Source organism: Pseudomonas maioricensis (assembly GCF_022790535.1).
Taxonomy (GTDB): domain Bacteria; phylum Pseudomonadota; class Gammaproteobacteria; order Pseudomonadales; family Pseudomonadaceae; genus Aquipseudomonas; species Aquipseudomonas maioricensis.
The window spans coordinates 130,416-147,600 of the sequence record NZ_LOHG01000011.1 but is presented as its reverse complement, the minus strand read 5'-3'; the positions used below and the strand labels follow the sequence as shown (position 1 = coordinate 147,600).

Below are 17,185 nucleotides of genomic sequence, written 5' to 3'. Positions count from 1 at the left end.
TTCATCTAACCCTTCTCAAAGGAAGCTTGAGATCAGCGCTGAAGACCAGCGCTCGTTAGCGCCTGATCCCTCTGATCAAGCCCGCTATCTCATTGCTGTGCGGGCTCTGTGCGAATTCACCGCCAAAACCGGTGATCTCGATTTGCGTTTTACTCCTTCGCCTACCGCCCTCGAGGGTATCGCCGGGCATCGCAGCGTGGCTGCCCGGCGCGGCCCCGGGTACCAGACTGAAGTCTCGCTTTCGGGGGAGTATCAACAACTCAGGATTCGCGGCAGGGCTGATGGCTACGACCCTGCGATTAATCAACTGGAGGAAATCAAGACATATCGCGGTGATCTTTCCTCTATGCCAGACAACCATCGGCAACTGCATTGGGCGCAGGCGAAGGTCTATGGATGGCTGTTGTGCGAGAAGTTGCAGTTATCCGAAGTGAACCTGGCGCTGGTGTATTTCAATGTCGACTCCGAACAGGAAACGCTGATTCGGGAGCGCTTCGCGGCGCCAACACTGAAGGCGTTTTTTCAGCATCACTGCGGTGTCTTCTTGCGCTGGGCCAAGCAGGAGCTACAGCACAGCGCCGAGCGTAATCAGCAATTGAACCTGCTGAAGTTTCCCCATGGCAGCTTTCGTATGGGGCAGCGTCATTTGGCCGAGTCGGTTTACAAGTCCGTCAGCACCGGGCGCTGTCTTATGGCGCAGGCGCCTACCGGAATCGGCAAGACGATTGGCACGCTGTTTCCGATGCTCAAGGCGGTGCCGACCCAGCAGTTGGACAAAATATTCTTTCTGACGGCTAAAACTCCGGGCCGCAAGTTAGCGCTGGATGCACTGACGGTCATCCGCACCAGCGCACCGGAGCTAAAATTGCGCGTGCTGGAACTGGTCGCCCGGGACAAGGCGTGCGAGCACCCGGACAAAGCCTGTAATGGAGACTCCTGTCCGCTGGCCAAAGGTTTCTATGACCGTTTGCCTGCTGCGCGAGACGCGGCGCTTTCTGGTCCCTGGCTGGATCAGGCGGGGATGCGTGAGGCTGCTCTCGCCCATGAGGTTTGTCCTTACTACCTCAGCCAGGAGATAGCTCGTTGGGCGGACGTGGTGATAGCGGACTACAACTATTACTTTGATCTCAGCGCGTTGTTGTTCGGCCTCAGCCAGTTCAACCAATGGCGCGTAGCGGTGTTGGTGGACGAAGCCCACAACATGGTGGAGCGTGCTCGGCAGATGTACAGCGCCAGCCTTGATCAGCAGAGCCTGAGCGCGCTGCGCCAGACGGCACCCGAGGCTTTGCAGAAAATGCTGCAGCGGGTAAACCGGGAATGGAACGCGCTGCATAAAGAGCAGCTTGCGCCTTATCAGGCTTACCCCGAAACCCCAGGCAAGTTTCTGCACACGCTGAACCTGTGCGTGGCGGCCATGGGTGATTATTTCAACGATCACCCGCATGCGCTTACTGGCACGCTGCAGAGTTTTTATTTCGAGGTGATCGCGTTTGTGCGGATCGCCGAGTTGTTCGACGAGCATTTTGTGTTTGATATCAGCAAAAGGGCGCTGACTAGCAAACGCAGCAGCTCCAGGTTGTGCCTGCGCAATGTGGTACCCGCCCGGTTCATTCGGCCGAGGTTGACGGCCGCACGCAGCAGCGTGTTGTTCTCTGCAACCCTCAACCCTCGTCACTATTACGCCGATCTACTGGGTTTGCCTGCGGATACCGCGTGGGTTGATGTGGTATCACCGTTCAGTCGGGAGCAACTGGACGTGCAGATTATCAGCCGGATCTCCACCCGTTTTAACCATCGCCAGGCGTCTTTGGACCCGATAGTCGAACTGCTGGCGGAGCAGTTTCAAGCGCGGCCGGGCAATTATCTGGCATTTTTCAGCAGCTTCGATTATCAGCAACAAGTCGCTGACCTGATGCAGCAACGGTATCCGCACATTCCTCTGTGGCACCAGGCCAGGGGCATGAGCGAAAGCGAGCGTCAGGGGTTTCTGGATCGTTTTACCCTCGAAAGCCAGGGAATCGGCTTTGCGGTCCTCGGCGGTGCGTTTGGCGAAGGTATCGATTTGCCGGGCGCGCGTCTGATCGGCGCATTCATTGCGACACTGGGGCTTGCCCAATTCAACCCGGTCAATGAACAACTCAAACAACGCATGGCTGTGTTGTTCGGCGCGGGCTACGATTACACCTACCTTTATCCGGGCATACAGAAGGTCGTGCAGGCGGCGGGTCGAGTAATTCGGAGTCAGCAAGACAGGGGCGTGGTCATGCTTATCGACGATCGTTTTGCCGAACCCAGGGTTCGGCAGTTACTGCCGGCCTGGTGGCAGGTGTGATCCAGCAAAGGCTTATGGATCGATAGCCAAGCAGCAAGGTCAAACTGCCAGTAAACTGCCGCGCCGCTGATCATTTCTAGCCAGTACAGCAGCCAGCTTTATTTCTATTCCGTTTTTTCATGGAGGTTGTATGAGTCTCAGTCCCTTCGCCGGCAAGCTGGCACCGGCTCAGTTGCTGGTCGATATTCCGCGACTGGTAACCGCCTATTACACCGGCCAGCCTGATGCGTCGATCTCGACCCAGCGCGTGGCATTTGGTACTTCCGGCCATCGTGGCAGCTCGTTCGAGCTGAGTTTCAACGAGTGGCATGTTCTGGCAATCAGTCAGGCGATTTGTCTTTATCGTCAGGCCAATGGTATCGACGGCCCGTTGTTCCTCGGCGCCGATACACATGCCTTGTCCACGCCAGCCGCGGCCAGCGCTCTGGAAGTCCTTGCCGCCAATGGCGTGCAGGTGATGATTTCCGAGGGTGATGAGTACACCCCGACCCCGGCGGTTTCCCACGCGATCATTTGCTACAACCGTGGCCGCACATCCGGCCTGGCTGACGGTATTGTCATCACCCCGTCGCATAACCCCCCTGAAAGCGGCGGTTTCAAGTACAACCCTCCAAACGGTGGTCCGGCTGACAGCCATATCACCAAATGGATTGAAGCCAAGGCCAACGAACTGCTGGCTGAAAAAGTACTTGGCGTTAGCCGCGTCAGCCATGAAAAAGCGTTGCGTGCTGATACGACACACCGCCATGACTACCTCAATACCTATGTTGCCGATCTGAAGAACGTGATCGACATGGACGCGATCCGCAGCGCAGGTCTGCGTCTTGGCGTCGACCCGCTGGGAGGCGCAGGCGTGCGTTACTGGTCGGCAATCGGTGAACACTACGGCCTGAATCTGGACGTTGTGAACCAGTTTGTTGACCCGACGTTCCGCTTCATGAGCGTTGACTGGGACGGACGCATTCGCATGGACCCATCGTCAAACTTCGCCATGCAGGGCCTGATTGGCCTGAAGGACAAGTATCAGGTCGCGTTCGCCTGTGACCCTGACCACGATCGCCATGGCATCGTGACGCCGAGCGGTGGTTTGCTGGCGCCTAACAACTATCTGGCCGTTTCCATTGATTACCTGTTCCAGAATCGTCCTGACTGGCGCGCCGATGCTGCTGTCGGCAAAACCGTGGTCAGCAGCGGGATGATTGATCGGGTCACTGCACGCCTGGGGCGCCGTCTGTATGAAGTGCCGGTGGGCTTCAAGTTCTTTGCCGAAGGGCTGTTCGATGGCTCGCTGGGCTTTGGCGGGGAAGAAAGTGCCGGTGCCTCGTTCTTGCGCAAAGACGGTACGGTCTGGACCACTGACAAGGATGGTCTGATTCCAGCGCTGTTGGCCGCGGAAATCACTGCCCGCAAAGGCCGTGACCCGAGCGAAATCTATCATTCCCTGACTCAGGAACTGGGCGAGCCGTTCTCCACACGTGTCGAGGCCAAAGCCAGTCCTGAGCAAAAAGCTGCACTGGGTAAATTGTCGCCGGACCAGGTCAAGTCGACTGAGTTGGCAGGTGAGGCCATTCAAAGTGTCCTCAGCCACGCTCCAGGCAATAACCAGGCGATTGGTGGCTTGAAGGTGATGACTGAAAACGGCTGGTTTGCAGCGCGTCCATCGGGCACCGAAGACATCTACAAAATCTACGCCGAGAGTTTCGTCGGAGAAGACCACCTCAAGCGCCTGGTCGCAGAAGCTCAGGTGTTGGTGGATGCAGCGATTGCCTGATGCAATAAGCGATCTACAGGGAAGGGCGCGGAGTCCATGGATCGTCTGATGTACGTTGACCGGTAGGACCGAGTTCATTCGGGAAGGCGGTGGTTCAGGCGGTACATCAGCTGCGGATGTACCGGCCTCTTCGCGAATGAATTCGCTCCTACCGGTAATCTGGGCAAGACGCAGGCTGAGTGATTGCTGATCAATAGCGCATGTACAAAAAAGCCCGGACTCGCGAGAGCCCGGGCTTTTTCGTGTTACAGCGTTTGCTCAAGACTCAGGCCACATCGACCAGCACGATTTCGCTGTCGTCGATGGCCGTTACCCGCAGCACACGCTCTTCTTCTACTGCAACGCCGTCTCGGGCGTTTGCTTGCAGACCGTTGACCTCAATGCTGCCGGTAGCAGGCACCAGGTAAGCGCGTCGACCCGCATCCATGTGGTATTCGGCGGTTTCACCGGCTTTCAGGTTGGCAGCAACCAGACGTGCGTCAGCGCGGATACGCAGACTCACATCATCACCAGACTTGCCGCTGGCCAGGGTCACGAAGCCTTCGCGGTCGCCTTTTGGAAACGGTTTGGCACCCCAGGAAGGCGCTGAGCCGGTTTCGTTGGGCATGATCCAGATCTGGAAGATCTTGGTTGCCGTCGGTTCCATGTTGTATTCGCTATGGGCGACACCGGTGCCAGCACTCATGACCTGAACATCGCCAGCCTCGGTGCGGCCTTTGTTACCCAGATTATCTTCGTGAGTGATGGCGCCTTCACGGACGTAAGTGATGATTTCCATGTCCCGATGCGGGTGTTTCGGGAAGCCCGTCCCGGCCTGGATCACGTCGTCGTTCCAGACTCGCAGCTGACCCCAGTTCATGCGTTTTGGATCATAGTACTCGGCGAACGAGAAATGGTGATGTGCGTCCAGCCAGCCGTGGTTGGCGCCGCCCAGAGTGTTGAAAGGTCGTAATTGCAGCATGGTGTGGCCTCCTGTGCAGTAGCGGGCGGTGAATGTGAGCCCGGGGCTGCTGAACGTTGTTCGGTTGTTGATGGCAGCTATGATTGATCAAATAATTATCGATAAAAAGCGTAAATAATCGCTTTAACCAATCGATTAATCCGATTCGTTTAGGTGCCTTATTCTCTACTTAACCTGCACTTGATCGGCTAATCATCTGATCGCAAAGCATTTACTGGAGCTGAAGGCTGAATCGGGCGACCATAGGGCACTTTTGCTTATCTGTGCCCTGGAGCCTGCGTGCCAGACAAACTGCCTGTTGATGTTCCCGTCGATGCCGAATCCGATTTGCGCCCCCTCCATCAGCTACCCCTGATCAAACGTCTGCTCTCGCGGCTGCTGGGCCGGGGCTTGAGTCGCCTGGGGTCGCAACATGCGCCGTCCTGGAGACAAGGTCATGCAGACGGCTATCTCAATGGTCATATGCACGGTCTGGAAGAGGGCTATGCAGAGGGCCATCTGGAAGGGATCGAAGAAGGCCGCAAGGTCCTGGTGATCCGGGATACCCGTCCGATTGAACATCGTGGGCCGAAAGTGGATGACCATCTGTTCGATGATTGGCGGCTTCCGCTGACCGCAGACATCAAAAAACGCATGAAAGCCGATGTCGGCCAGAAGTTACCTGCTCACGCACAACCCAGCGCTGCGCAATGGAAGATGATCTTCAGTGATACCCCGTCAACTTACGTCATCGCGGGTGCAGGGGCAGGCAAGTCGACGTCGTTGGTGCTGCGCATTTTGCTGCTTCACCACTACCTGGGCTTTGAGCTGGGTTCCATGACCGTGGTGACGTTCACTCGCGAGTCTCGCAAGGACTTTGTCAATAAACTGGTCGAGGTGTTTACCTGCTGGGGCCACTCGCTTGACCAGAAACAGGCACGCGAAGTAGTACGCACCTTCCACTCGCGTATTTTGCCGCTGGTGCGCAGCATGCCGGGCCTGGAGAAACTGACGGCGTTCGAAAACCTGGGAACTCAAACCATAGCCGGGCTGGAAGAGGGCGCAGACAGTAATCCATTTGATCTGCGCATCAACGACGCCCAGCGTCAGCAACTCAACCTGTGTTATCGCGACCTGTACGCCAGCGATGAGCGTTTCCGCGACGTCATGGCCCCGCTTTACCGTCAGGCGCTGCAGCTCAAGGAGCTGGAGCGTGATCACCCCGACGTACAAAAGCGCGTGACCGTTACCGAGCTGTCGGCGCGGCGCGATGAAGAACTGTGCGACATCATCGAAGATCTGTGGATACGCGCCAAAGCCTGGCCCATCAAAGGCGTCGAGCCGATGCGACAGACCGTCGAGATCAATGGCTTTGGCTTCCATCTACACGGGTACATTGCAGAGCTCGACGCCTGGGTGGTGCTGGGTTTCGATCCATCCGAAGACCAGCAGATGAAGCGCCAGGGTGCCAAGTTACCTGTGTGGGCTGAATGGGTGATCAAACGCACACTGTTTCAAGCATTCTGCCGCAAGCCATTGATATGGCTGGATAGCTATGAGGCTGGCAGTCGCGTCCTGCAGTCTTTGTCTGGCGCCGCCGTTGCCGGGCCCGGGTTTGATTACAAGGTCAAGGGGGATCTGAGCGCAGCACCGTTGCTGGACAGTTTTGTTGCTGCGGCAGGTTTTATCGAGAACCTAGGGCTGGATGTCCCGGCGGCAGTGGCCGAAATGAGTTTCGCCGGGAACGATCCCGACCGTTACTTCTTTGAAGCCTTGAGCTTGTTCTGGAAAGCGTTTGAAAATCACTTGCTCACTCAGACACCGCCGGTGATGACCTATAACCGGATGTTTGCCCTGTTTGGCGAAAATTCGCCGGAGAATCTTAAACTGGTGGGTGACCATCAGCTCAGGCCGCTTTCGCACCTGATGATCGATGAGTTTCAGGACGTCTCGCCACAGATCGTTTCGTGGGTACGCGCCTGTTTGCGGGAGATCCGTCGTCGGGGTTCAGACCTGCACATCGGTCATACCGCTCAACACGCCTCGTTATTATGTGTGGGCGATGACTGGCAATCGATCTATGGCTGGCGTGGCAGCTCGCCGAAATTCTTCATGGAGTTCCCCAAGGAGTTTCCAGCGCCTGCGACCACCAAAGTCATGCTCAGTGACAACTACCGCAGCCATCAGCACATCATTGATGCTGCCGAGCATATCGTGCGCGCAGCACCTGCCATTGCAGGCAAGAAAGCCAAGGCCAGCGGTGCTGTGCAGGAATTGCTGCCAGTCAGAGTGCTGGAGCGCAATGACGAGTCGCTGACGGAACGTCTCATCGAGCACTACAACGACGGCGACTCGATCCTGTTGCTTTACCGCAAGAGCAGCGATAAAGCGTTGCTTTCCGATAAGTTACAGGCGTTAGTGAATGCTGATTATGCGCTGCCACCACAGGCGCGACGCTTCAAACAGCTGACCTACCACAGCGCCAAGGGCTTGCAAGCGGACGCGGTGTTCCTGTTGGGTGACTGCCAGCATTTGACGCATTCACCGTACAAGAATCAGCTTTATCGTCAGGCCGGGTTGGGCAGCCCAGGAGACGCCGATGCCTTCGATAATGCGCAAAAAGATGAAGTCTTGCGTCTCGCGTACGTGGCGATTACCCGGGCCGTGCGGCACTGCTACTGGTATATCGATGGCAGCGCAAAGGAGGGGGTGAACACGACCCGAGCGTCAGACCGGATACCGGCAGACAAGCCGTTTTTTGAGGATATGCGAGGTCTTGAGGACCGCTTGTAGTTTCCAGATTTAACCCTGTCCTGTAGGCGCTCACCGAGTTTACGAGGCCAGCGATGGCGGTTTGTCTGATACACCGCCATCGCTGGCCTCGTAACCTCGGTGAGCTCCTACTGGTCCAGTGTCGCGCGTGTCAGGGGCCGAGTTATTCAAAGCCCTACAGCGCGCAGAGGCACGAACGATTCCAGCTCTGCCTCGATGGCCTCGATGATCAGTTCCACCTCAGTCGCATTCATGACGGTTGCGCAACGCAGACCGGCAACGGCGATGACCGTCTCGCCACTGGCCCGGTCAAACAGGCGGGCTACCATGCTGCTGGGTGCGTCCATGGTGGCTTCGAAGCCCACCGGATGGAAATACCAGCGCATCAGCTGACAAGCATTGGGGAACGTGACTTTATTCATGAGACCCACCTCTTTCAAACGAGCACTTCCATAGCTCAAATGGGAGGCAAGGGAGCTGTCTAGACGGCAGCAAAAGCTGAGAGGCCTAAGTATGAGATCAGTAGTTTCCTACGTCAGCCGAGGCGCCTTCCTGCAATATTTCTGAACAGTCCTTACGAAGACCAAAAGTAGCACTCCCAAAGCGCATCAGCCGAGATTTTTTTACGGTAAATGGAAAATATTTCGATTTGTTGATGTGAGTCATGCCTGTTATTCCTAAAGGCTCTTTCGGTCATGCCGCAGCGCTGAAAAAGCTATTTCCCCGTCACAGGGTTGTCATAAGCAACCCTGACGCGGCATGCTTCGGTTCCGCTTTGTAACCGGGTTTTTCTGGATATGGCTTCGGCTCCGCGCACTGCTGATGTTGCTTCCCGTCGTTCCGCAATAGTATTGGCGCTGTGTCTGCCCAGCGATGTCTTGCTGTATCTGTTGTTACCCATGCACGTTGAAGCGTTTGGTATCAGCCTGACGCAAGCGGGTATCTTGCTCGCGGCGAATCGGTTGGTGCGTATCTTCGGTTACAGCTATGTGGTGCGCTATTACGCGCGCAATGGAGACCGTCCTACCGTAATGCTCGCTGCTGCGACGGCCGCTGTCTGTGCCTTGGGCAACGCCTTCATTTCAGGTTTCTGGTGGCTTTTGATTCTGCGTCTGGGGTGGGGGCTGGCCTATGCGGCCATGAACCTCTCAACCCAGGTACTGGCCACGTCAGACGCTGCAGGCGCGGCGCATCGCTCGGGTCGCTCAAGGGCATTTATTGCCATCGGCCCCATGATCGCATTGCCGCTGGGCGCGCTCGTGAGCATTGAATTTGGCCCACGGGTGATTTTCATGTTGCTGACCGTTGCTGCGCTGACCGGCTGGTGGCTTGCACGGCGCCTGCCTGACAGCCCGCATGCCATGCCTGCCCCCACGGGTCGCCGTTTCAAGGCGCCAGACAGTGTCGCCACCTGGTCATTTATCGAAGGCGTTGCGCTGGACGGCTTGTTTATCTTTAGTCTCGCGTTACAGGCGCAGACAGTGATGGGCGGCAACGGCGTTATTGTGGCCGGCGTTTTACTGGCCTTGCGTTATGTCTCAGAGATGGTTCTGAGCCCTGTAGGCGGGCGGGCTGCGGACCATTTCGGCGCGGTTCGCATGCTGGTGGTCTGTTCTGTATTGACGTGTCTTGCACTGATCGCGTTCGGCTCCCACTGGTTGATACTGGGCGCCGGTGGGGTATTGGTGCTGCGTGCGGTGCAACTGCCTCTGGTCACGACCCTTGTTGCCCAGCGTAACCCCGGTCCTGATCGGGTGCAGGCGCTCGCCGCCAATGCGGTATGGCGAGACATAGGAGCAGGCATCGGGCCTTTGTTGGCAGGCCTATTGTTGCCTGTTACTTCTGCTGTATGGGTGTATGCTCTGGCGGGTTTGGCAGTCGCGCTCAGTGCCGTGTTTTGCGGGCTTCGCAAGTAATGAGTACTGGCAGGCCAATGTGGTTTATCCATGAGGAACACACATTCAATTACACCTTGGCCTTTGATTTTTCCGACTTTTGGCCGGGTCGTGTGCAACCTTAAGGGCAATTTCGACTCCTATTGGCACGTCAACAAGATCGAAATATATGCGCGTTAGGCTGTGGGGCGTTTCAGGGACACGCTTCGGAGTGCTCGAAAAGGGAGTTGTACGGGGTAGCTGACCCACTCAGGGAAGCATTTCATGCTACGCACCTCACTACTGCACGCCAAAATAAGAGACTCATGAAAATTTCCCGATCCACTATCCTCAGCCGCCTGCAGCGACGCTGTGCCTGGTTTTTTGTTCCTGTGGCATTGGTTGCATCGTCCGTCGCACTGTTCAGTCTGGGTAAAGGCGTGCATGCCGAACCCAAGAACGGTACTCAAACCTTAGTGTTCATGCGCCATGCGGAGAAACCTTCCATGGGGCTTGGTCAGCTCAACTGTCAGGGCCTGAACCGCGCCATTGATCTCTCCGAGTTACTGCCGCGACAATTTGGCAAAGCCAATTTCATTTTTGCCGCCAACCCCAGTCGTCATGTAGAGGAGGGTGAGGGCGATCACTCTTACAGCTACCTCCGTCCATTGATGACGGTCGGGCCGAGCGCCATCAAGCTTGGCCTGCCGGTCAACATTGACTATGGCGCCAATGACACGGGTGCGCTGGCTGATGAGTTGATGCGAGACAAGTATCACGACGCGACCATCTATACCGCCTGGTCCCACGGTTACCTGCCGGAATTGATCAACAAGGTTGCCGAAGAGGCATCTGGAAAGAAAATCACCTTGCTCGATGACTGGACGGGCGATGACTTCGATTCAGTGCTGGTCCTGACCCTCAAGTGGGTCAATGGCAAGGCAACGCTTGAATACGAAAACTACAAACAAGGGCTGAACGACGGCGCCGAGGGCTGCCCGTCCTGAGTTTCTTTGGTCGCTGACGGGTGCGGCGACCAAATGCTCTAGCCAGAAATAATACAATGGAGTACAAATGTGCTCCATGAGTACATTATCTCCCAAACGTAGCGCCATCCTGACCTTCATCCGTGATCGTATCGCGCAGCAAGGTCAATCTCCGAGCCTGGCCGAAATCTCCGAAGCCTTTGGTTTTGCTTCGCGTAGCGTGGCCCGCAAGCACATCATTGCCCTGACCGAAGCCGGGCTGATCGAGGTGCTGCCCAATCAGGCCCGGGGGATTCGTCTGGTTCAGTCAACCCCGCGGCCCGAAATGCTGGCCATTCCGGTCATGGGCCGTGTGGCCGCAGGCATGCCGATTGGTCCGGACGTAGACCACCACGACACCTTGCTGATGGATCGCAGTACTTTTTCCCGGGTACCCGATTACCTGCTGCGTGTTCAAGGCGATTCGATGATTGAGGACGGTATCCTCGATGGTGATCTGGTAGGCGTGCACCGCAGCAGCGATGCCCATGACGGGCAAATCGTGGTTGCACGACTCGATGGCGAAGTGACAATCAAGCGTTTGCAAAAGGGCAGCGATAGCTTTGTCCTGCTGCCGCGCAATCCGGCGTATGCCCCCATTGTTGTGGAGCCGGATCAGGACTTCGCCATTGAGGGTGTGTTCTGTGGTCTGGTGAGGCGTGCATGATGGGCGCCGTTGTCAGTCTCGATTCGCTGCTGGACGAGCGTCGGGTCTGGAAAGGTCGGCAACACACAGCGCCTGTCGGCCTGCAGCCTACTGGTCATTCTGCGCTGGACAAGGTGTTGCCAACCGGTGGCTGGCCTGCATCAGCACTGAGCGAGATTCTTGTCGCGGCCGATGGCAGTGGTGAGTTGCGCCTGCTCTGGCCCACTTTGGCCAGGCTGACCGACAGCGGCGAGCGGGTCGTGCTGGTGGCTCCTCCTTATATTCCATACCCGCAGGCCTGGCTGGCGGCGGGCGTAGACATGCGTCAGGTCAATCTGATTCAGGCCAGCGAACGCGATGCATTATGGGCTGCCGAGCAATGCCTGCGCTCCGGCAGTTGCGGAGCCGTGCTGTGCTGGCCACGCCAGGCAGATGATCGGGCATTGCGTCGCTTGCAGGTGGCCGCCGAAACGGGGCAGACCCTGGCTTTCGCCTGCCGCCCCATGGCAGCCATGCACAACCCATCGCCCGCAGCGTTACGTGTTGCCATCGATACCAGGCCCGAGCAATTACGGATACTGAAATGCCGTGGTGGCCTGGCCCCTGTTTCCCCTATCCCTTTTTCAACTGACGCCTGAGGTTCCTATGCTGTGGGCCTGTGTCCTGTTGCCACAAATGGCACTGGACGGCGTCATGCGCCGTCGTGCCGACCCTGATGAGCCGCTCGCGTTGCTGAGTGGTACCGCGCAGCGTCGCATCTTGCAGGCGGTCAACCCGGCGGCTCGTGCTTTGGGGTTACGGGCTGGTCAGTCCCTGACCAGCGCGCAGGTGTTGGTCAGGGACTTTGCCACCGTCGAATATGACCCTGCCGAGACCGAGCGTCTGCACCGATTGCTGGCTGCGTGGGCCTATCGCTTCAGTTCGCAAGTCAGCCTCAGGTACCCACGGGTTTTGCTCATGGAAGTCGAGTCCAGCCTCGGCCTGTTCGGACCATGGCCTGTATTCGAAGCGCGCCTGCGTCAGGAGTTGAGCGCGTTAGGCTTCAGCCATCGCATTGTCGTGGCACCCAATCCTGTGGCTGCGCGCATGTTGGCAAACGCCCATGACGGGCTCGCCGTGACCTGTCCCCATGAGTTGCGCCAGAGACTGGAGCACATGCCGGTGGACAGGGTGGGGCTGAGTCGTGAAGTTGCCCTGGCGCTGTCGCGTATGGGCTTGCGTACCCTGCGTCAGGTCCTGAGCTTGCCACGCGACACTCTGGCGCGACGCTTTCCAGCGCAAGTGTTGCAGCATCTGGATAATTTGCTGGGCGAGCGTCCGGTCGCGCTGGAGTGTTACGCACCACCGGACTACTTCGATGTGCGCATCGAGTTGAATTTCGATGTCGAGTCACATCAGGCGTTGTTATTCCCCCTCAAGCGACTGGTCGCAGACCTGGCTGCATTCCTGGCCGGGCGCGACAGCGGCGTGCAGCGTTTTAGCCTGTATCTGGAACATAACGATGGACCCGAAAGCATCGTGCCCATTGGCTTGCTTAGTGCCGAGCGCGAAGCGGGCATGCTGTTTGAACTGGCCAGAGGCAGACTTGAGCAGATACAGGTGACGTCACCGGTACGCGCTGTGCGTATGCTGGCGCGTGACTTGCCCGCTTTTGTTCCGGTATTTCGAGAGTTGTTTGACGAGCGTCCACAGCAGGCATTGCCTTGGGAGCAGCTGCGTGAACGTTTGCGCGCGCGCCTGGGTGACGATTCGGTCAATGCATTGCAGATGCACGCCGATCATCGTCCTGAATGCGCCTGGCAGCGCAACCTTGTGACCAAGACCAAGACCAGGCCTCGCGCGCCGACAATCCCCAGACCTGGCTGGTTATTGCCTGAGCCACAACCTTTGCAGGGTGTCGGGACACGGATTCTTGCCGGGCCCGAGCGTATTGAATCAGGCTGGTGGGACGGTGGCGATGTGCGTCGTGACTATTATCTGGTCGAGACCAGGACCGGTCAGCGTGGCTGGGCGTATCGACCTGTTGGCGAACAGGGTGATCTGTTATTGCATGGCTGGTTTGCATGAACCAGCCATATGCCGAATTGCACTGCCTGACGAACTTCAGTTTTCAGCGTGGAGCATCCAGCGCCCTTGAACTCTTTGAACGGGCCACGGCCCACGGCTATGCGGCGCTGGCAATCACCGACGAATGCACGCTGGCAGGGATCGTTCGTGCCTGGCAGGCCTCGAAAAAAACCGGCCTGCCTCTGATCGTCGGCAGCGAAATGCAGATCGACGATGGGCCAAAGGTGGTTTTGCTGGTGGAGAATCTGCAGGGCTACCAAGCGCTGTGCCAGTTGATAACCGTGGCCCGACGCAGAGCCAAAAAAGGTCAATATCAACTGTTTCGCGAGGACTTCGGCCATGCCATGCCGGGACTGCTGGCCTTGTGGGTACCCGACACCGAACTCACGGACAGTAACCTGCTTGAGCACGGCCGCTGGTTAGGCAGCCAGTTTGCTGACGTGTTGTGGCTGGCTGTCGAGCTGCATCGCGGACCTGATGACCAGCATCGCCTGGAGAAACTACGGGATCTAGCGCAAAACCTGCACATTCCAGCCGTTGCCAGCGGCGATGTCCACATGCATGCCCGAGGTCGGCGAGCTTTGCAGGACACCATGACCGCTATCCGCCGTCACACGACGGTGGCCGAAGCAGGCCATCACTTGTTCCCCAATGGCGAGCGGCATTTGCGCTCAACAGACGCTTTGGCTGCGCTCTATCCTGAAACACTGTTGGCTGAAACGGTACATATTGCCCGACGCTGCTGCTTCGATCTAAACCAGTTGCAGTACGAGTACCCCCATGAACTGGTGCCCTCCGGGCACACATCTACTTCATGGCTACGGGAGAAGACCGAGGAAGGTGCGCGCAAGCGTTGGCCATGTGGGCCCACGCAAGAGACAAGGGCCCAGATAGAGAAAGAACTGCGCCTGATCAGCGAAATGAAATTCGACAGTTACTTTCTGACGGTTCACGACATTGTCCAGTTCGCTCGCGGCCGCGACATCCTCTGTCAGGGCCGTGGCTCTGCGGCTAACTCGGTGGTCTGCTTTGCGCTGGGCATTACTGAGCTGAACCCGGAAAGAAGCAATCTGCTGTTCGAGCGTTTCATCTCAAAAGAGCGGAACGAGCCGCCCGATATCGACGTGGACTTTGAGCACGAGCGTCGCGAAGAAGTCTTGCAGTACGTGTTTAAGCGCTATGGCCGGGGCAGGGCGGCGCTGACGGCGGTGGCCAGCACTTATCACGGCACGGGAGCCGTACGGGATATCGCCAGAGTGCTGGGCCTGCCACCCGACCAGATCAATGCCCTGGCTGATTGTTTCAGCAACTGGAGTGATGAGTTACCGACGGCGGAACGCCTGCGTGAAAGTGGATTCGACCCGCAAACTCCCATACTCCATCGTGTTCTGACCCTGACCCGCGAGCTGATAGGGTTTCCCCGGCACTTATCGCAACACCCCGGTGGCTTCGTGATTTCCGAGCACCCGCTCAACACCCTGGTGCCCGTAGAAAACGCTGCGATGGCTGACAGGACCATCATTCAGTGGGACAAGGACGATCTGGATGCAGTAGGTTTGCTCAAGGTCGACATTCTGGCCTTGGGCATGCTCAGCGCGTTGCGTAGAACCTTTGATCTGGTGCGCCGCTACCGGGGGAACGACTGGACGCTTGCCTCCCTGCCGGAAGATGACCCGGTCACCTACGAGATGATTGGCCGCGCTGACACTGTTGGGGTGTTCCAGATTGAGTCCCGGGCGCAGATGGCCATGCTGCCGCGCATGAAACCCAAGAAGTTTTATGATCTGGTGATCGAGGTGGCCATTGTCCGGCCGGGGCCGATTCAGGGCGACATGGTTCATCCTTATCTTCGCAGGCGAAATAAGGAGGAGGAGGTTAGTTATCCGCCCAGGCTGGAGAAAGTATTCAATCGAACCCTGGGCGTGCCGTTGTTTCAGGAACAGGTCATGGAGGTGGCGATCATCGCCGCTGATTACACGCCCGGCGAGGCAGATGAACTGCGTCGTTCCATGGCAGCCTGGAAGCGTCATGGCGGCCTGGAGCCACATCGTGTTCGTCTCGCGGAACGGATGACCGCCAATGGTTACGAGCCTGCATTCATTCAACGCATCTTCGAGCAGATCAAGGGCTTCGGCAGCTACGGATTTCCAGAGTCCCATGCCGCCAGTTTTGCCTTGCTGACGTATGCCAGTTGCTGGCTGAAGTGCCATGAACCCGCAGCCTTTGCCTGCGCGCTGATCAACAGTTGGCCAATGGGGTTCTATAGCCCGGATCAAATCCTGCAGGACGCCCGTCGCCACCACATTGAAATACGTCCGGTAGACGTGCGCTATAGCGACTGGGATTGCTCACTTGAGCCTGTCGAACACACCGATCGCAATCGCTCACTGGCCTTGCGCATGGGGCTGCGGATGATCAAGGGTTTTCGTGAGGACGATGGTCGACGTATCGAAATGGCCAGGGAGCGGGGCGCATTGCAAGACGCCACCGATTTGAGTCAGCGTGCCGGGCTCGATGGCCGGGCGCTGGAGCAACTGGCTGATTCAGGTGCGCTGCGCGGTTTGATCGGGCATCGTCATCGGGCGCGCTGGGAAGTGGCTGGGGTTGAAGTGCAACGGCCCTTGTTTGGTCCCGAGCAGCGCAGTGAAGAAACACAGGTTTCTCTGCCGTTGCCCACTGTTGCGCAAGACTTGATGGCCGATTACGCCATGACCGGCACCACGCTGGGCCCGCATCCACTCGCCATGCTGCGCCGTCAACTGGCTGCGAAACGCTTTCGCAGCTCAAAAGACCTGCTTGACCTTGAACATGGCCGGACTCTGAGCGTCGCGGGGTTAGTGGTTGGTCGTCAGCGTCCAGGAACGGCCAGCGGTGTGACCTTTGTGACACTTGAGGACGAGTTTGGAATGGTTAACGTGGTGGTCTGGCGCGATCTTGCCGAGCGGCAACGCAAAGTGTTGGTGAGCGCGCAATTGCTTCAGGTGTTTGGCCGTCTGGAATCACAAGGTGGCGTACGTCATCTGATTGCACAACGGCTCTATGATCTGACGCCTTTGCTCACCGGGCTGGATGTCCGCAGCCGGGACTTTAAATAGCCCTGCAAAAGAGCTCTGCGAGCCCCTGCAATGGATCGCACTGGAATACATCGCTTGAATGACCGGTCAACCCACTGTAAATATCGACCCCTGCTGCCGACTGACGCCGACCGCACGGTCTATTGCCATCGCTTTGTAGCGCAGAGAGCCTTGATGAATGGAAATCAAAAAGGCAGTTCAGGAGTCGTGGTGACGCTTAGCGCGTTTCGGTCGCGGAGACACTTAAAGGTGCCTTGCTGGCACTGAGGGTGTTGTGGACACCATCAAGCAACTGGGAAATAGTCCAGGGCTTGGCGATGAACAGGATATCGGCAGGAAGCTGATCGCTGCCCGGTGTTCCATGGCCAGACATGACGACAATGGGAATACCCCATTTAGTGGCAACCAGGTTAGCCAGCGCGATGCCATCCATGCTGCCAGGCATGCGCACGTCGGTCAGCAGTAGCGAGACATCACCGGCATGCTTTTCGAGATACTCAACCGCTTGATCGGCATTCTCCACAGACTCAGTCCTGAAGCCGCCCTCAAACTCCAGAATCTCTTGCACAAAGTCCCGGATCATTGGTTCGTCTTCGACGATCAAGATCAGATCCCGGTCTTGTGAGGACTCTTCATACTGCGGTGATTGAGTCATTTTTCCTTTCCTCAGCCTCATACATTAAA

The 17,185-nt window shown here is 57.5% G+C and carries 13 protein-coding genes; 9 read left to right on the top strand and 4 right to left on the bottom strand.

The features are described from left to right. Positions 1-97 precede the first annotated feature (97 nt). Positions 98-2,332, top strand: coding sequence for an ATP-dependent DNA helicase (locus AUC61_RS18100; RefSeq protein ID WP_243247628.1), 2,235 nt, complete (start codon positions 98-100; stop codon positions 2,330-2,332). A 130-nt stretch (positions 2,333-2,462) separates the two neighbouring features. Then, positions 2,463-4,103: a phosphoglucomutase (alpha-D-glucose-1,6-bisphosphate-dependent) gene (pgm, locus tag AUC61_RS18095; RefSeq protein ID WP_243247555.1), complete on the top strand. Its 1,641-nt coding sequence runs from the start codon at positions 2,463-2,465 to the stop codon at positions 4,101-4,103. Between the two features lie 265 nt (positions 4,104-4,368). Here pgm and AUC61_RS18090 read toward each other — a convergent pair whose 3' ends face one another. Then, entirely contained in the window at positions 4,369-5,064 is a 696-nt protein-coding gene (locus tag AUC61_RS18090) for a pirin family protein (protein ID WP_243247554.1), read from the bottom strand. 279 nt (positions 5,065-5,343) lie between these two features. On the opposite strand from AUC61_RS18090, the gene AUC61_RS18085 reads away from it, so the two are divergent. Then, positions 5,344-7,836, top strand: a complete 2,493-nt coding sequence (locus AUC61_RS18085) for a UvrD-helicase domain-containing protein (RefSeq protein WP_243247553.1) — start codon at positions 5,344-5,346, stop codon at positions 7,834-7,836. A 146-nt stretch (positions 7,837-7,982) separates the two neighbouring features. Here AUC61_RS18085 and AUC61_RS18080 read toward each other — a convergent pair whose 3' ends face one another. Continuing rightward, a complete protein-coding gene (locus AUC61_RS18080; RefSeq protein ID WP_162873809.1) occupies positions 7,983-8,255 on the bottom strand; it encodes a DUF1652 domain-containing protein in 273 nt (90 codons plus the stop codon). Between the two features lie 79 nt (positions 8,256-8,334). After that, complete coding sequence (locus AUC61_RS18075; protein WP_243247552.1) at positions 8,335-8,481, bottom strand: hypothetical protein; 147 nt, start codon at positions 8,479-8,481, stop codon at positions 8,335-8,337. Positions 8,482-8,612: 131 nt separating this feature from the next. On the opposite strand from AUC61_RS18075, the gene AUC61_RS18070 reads away from it, so the two are divergent. The 6 genes from AUC61_RS18070 to AUC61_RS18045 all read left to right on the top strand — a co-directional run bounded on the left by AUC61_RS18070 (position 8,613) and on the right by AUC61_RS18045 (position 16,522). Continuing rightward, complete coding sequence (locus AUC61_RS18070; protein WP_243247551.1) at positions 8,613-9,731, top strand: MFS transporter; 1,119 nt, start codon at positions 8,613-8,615, stop codon at positions 9,729-9,731. A 284-nt stretch (positions 9,732-10,015) separates the two neighbouring features. Beyond that, entirely contained in the window at positions 10,016-10,696 is a 681-nt protein-coding gene (locus tag AUC61_RS18065; protein WP_243247550.1) for a hypothetical protein, read from the top strand. Between the two features lie 67 nt (positions 10,697-10,763). Continuing rightward, positions 10,764-11,381: a transcriptional repressor LexA gene (gene lexA, locus AUC61_RS18060; RefSeq protein ID WP_243247549.1), complete on the top strand. Its 618-nt coding sequence runs from the start codon at positions 10,764-10,766 to the stop codon at positions 11,379-11,381. Beyond that, positions 11,381-11,998 (top strand): translesion DNA synthesis-associated protein ImuA, encoded by a 618-nt coding sequence (gene imuA, locus AUC61_RS18055; RefSeq protein ID WP_243247627.1) that lies wholly within the window; start codon positions 11,381-11,383, stop codon positions 11,996-11,998. The genes lexA and imuA overlap by 1 nt, the downstream gene beginning before the upstream one ends. Before the next feature lie 7 nt (positions 11,999-12,005). Then, complete coding sequence (locus AUC61_RS18050; protein WP_243247548.1) at positions 12,006-13,427, top strand: Y-family DNA polymerase; 1,422 nt, start codon at positions 12,006-12,008, stop codon at positions 13,425-13,427. Next, positions 13,424-16,522: an error-prone DNA polymerase gene (locus tag AUC61_RS18045; protein WP_243247547.1), complete on the top strand. Its 3,099-nt coding sequence runs from the start codon at positions 13,424-13,426 to the stop codon at positions 16,520-16,522. The genes AUC61_RS18050 and AUC61_RS18045 overlap by 4 nt, the downstream gene beginning before the upstream one ends. Before the next feature lie 196 nt (positions 16,523-16,718). Here AUC61_RS18045 and AUC61_RS18040 read toward each other — a convergent pair whose 3' ends face one another. Further along, complete coding sequence (locus tag AUC61_RS18040; protein WP_243247546.1) at positions 16,719-17,156, bottom strand: response regulator; 438 nt, start codon at positions 17,154-17,156, stop codon at positions 16,719-16,721. Between the last annotated feature and the right edge of the window lie 29 nt (positions 17,157-17,185).

Coding starts and splice junctions, on each gene's coding strand:
- imuA (WP_243247627.1), top strand. CDS start 11,381: ATGGGCGCCGTTGTCAGTCTCGATTCGCTGCTGGACGAGCGTCGGGTC.
- AUC61_RS18075 (WP_243247552.1), bottom strand. CDS start 8,481: ATGACTCACATCAACAAATCGAAATATTTTCCATTTACCGTAAAAAAA.
- AUC61_RS18045 (WP_243247547.1), top strand. CDS start 13,424: ATGAACCAGCCATATGCCGAATTGCACTGCCTGACGAACTTCAGTTTT.
- AUC61_RS18090 (WP_243247554.1), bottom strand. CDS start 5,064: ATGCTGCAATTACGACCTTTCAACACTCTGGGCGGCGCCAACCACGGC.
- AUC61_RS18065 (WP_243247550.1), top strand. CDS start 10,016: ATGAAAATTTCCCGATCCACTATCCTCAGCCGCCTGCAGCGACGCTGT.
- pgm (WP_243247555.1), top strand. CDS start 2,463: ATGAGTCTCAGTCCCTTCGCCGGCAAGCTGGCACCGGCTCAGTTGCTG.
- AUC61_RS18040 (WP_243247546.1), bottom strand. CDS start 17,156: ATGACTCAATCACCGCAGTATGAAGAGTCCTCACAAGACCGGGATCTG.
- AUC61_RS18070 (WP_243247551.1), top strand. CDS start 8,613: ATGGCTTCGGCTCCGCGCACTGCTGATGTTGCTTCCCGTCGTTCCGCA.
- lexA (WP_243247549.1), top strand. CDS start 10,764: ATGTGCTCCATGAGTACATTATCTCCCAAACGTAGCGCCATCCTGACC.
- AUC61_RS18050 (WP_243247548.1), top strand. CDS start 12,006: ATGCTGTGGGCCTGTGTCCTGTTGCCACAAATGGCACTGGACGGCGTC.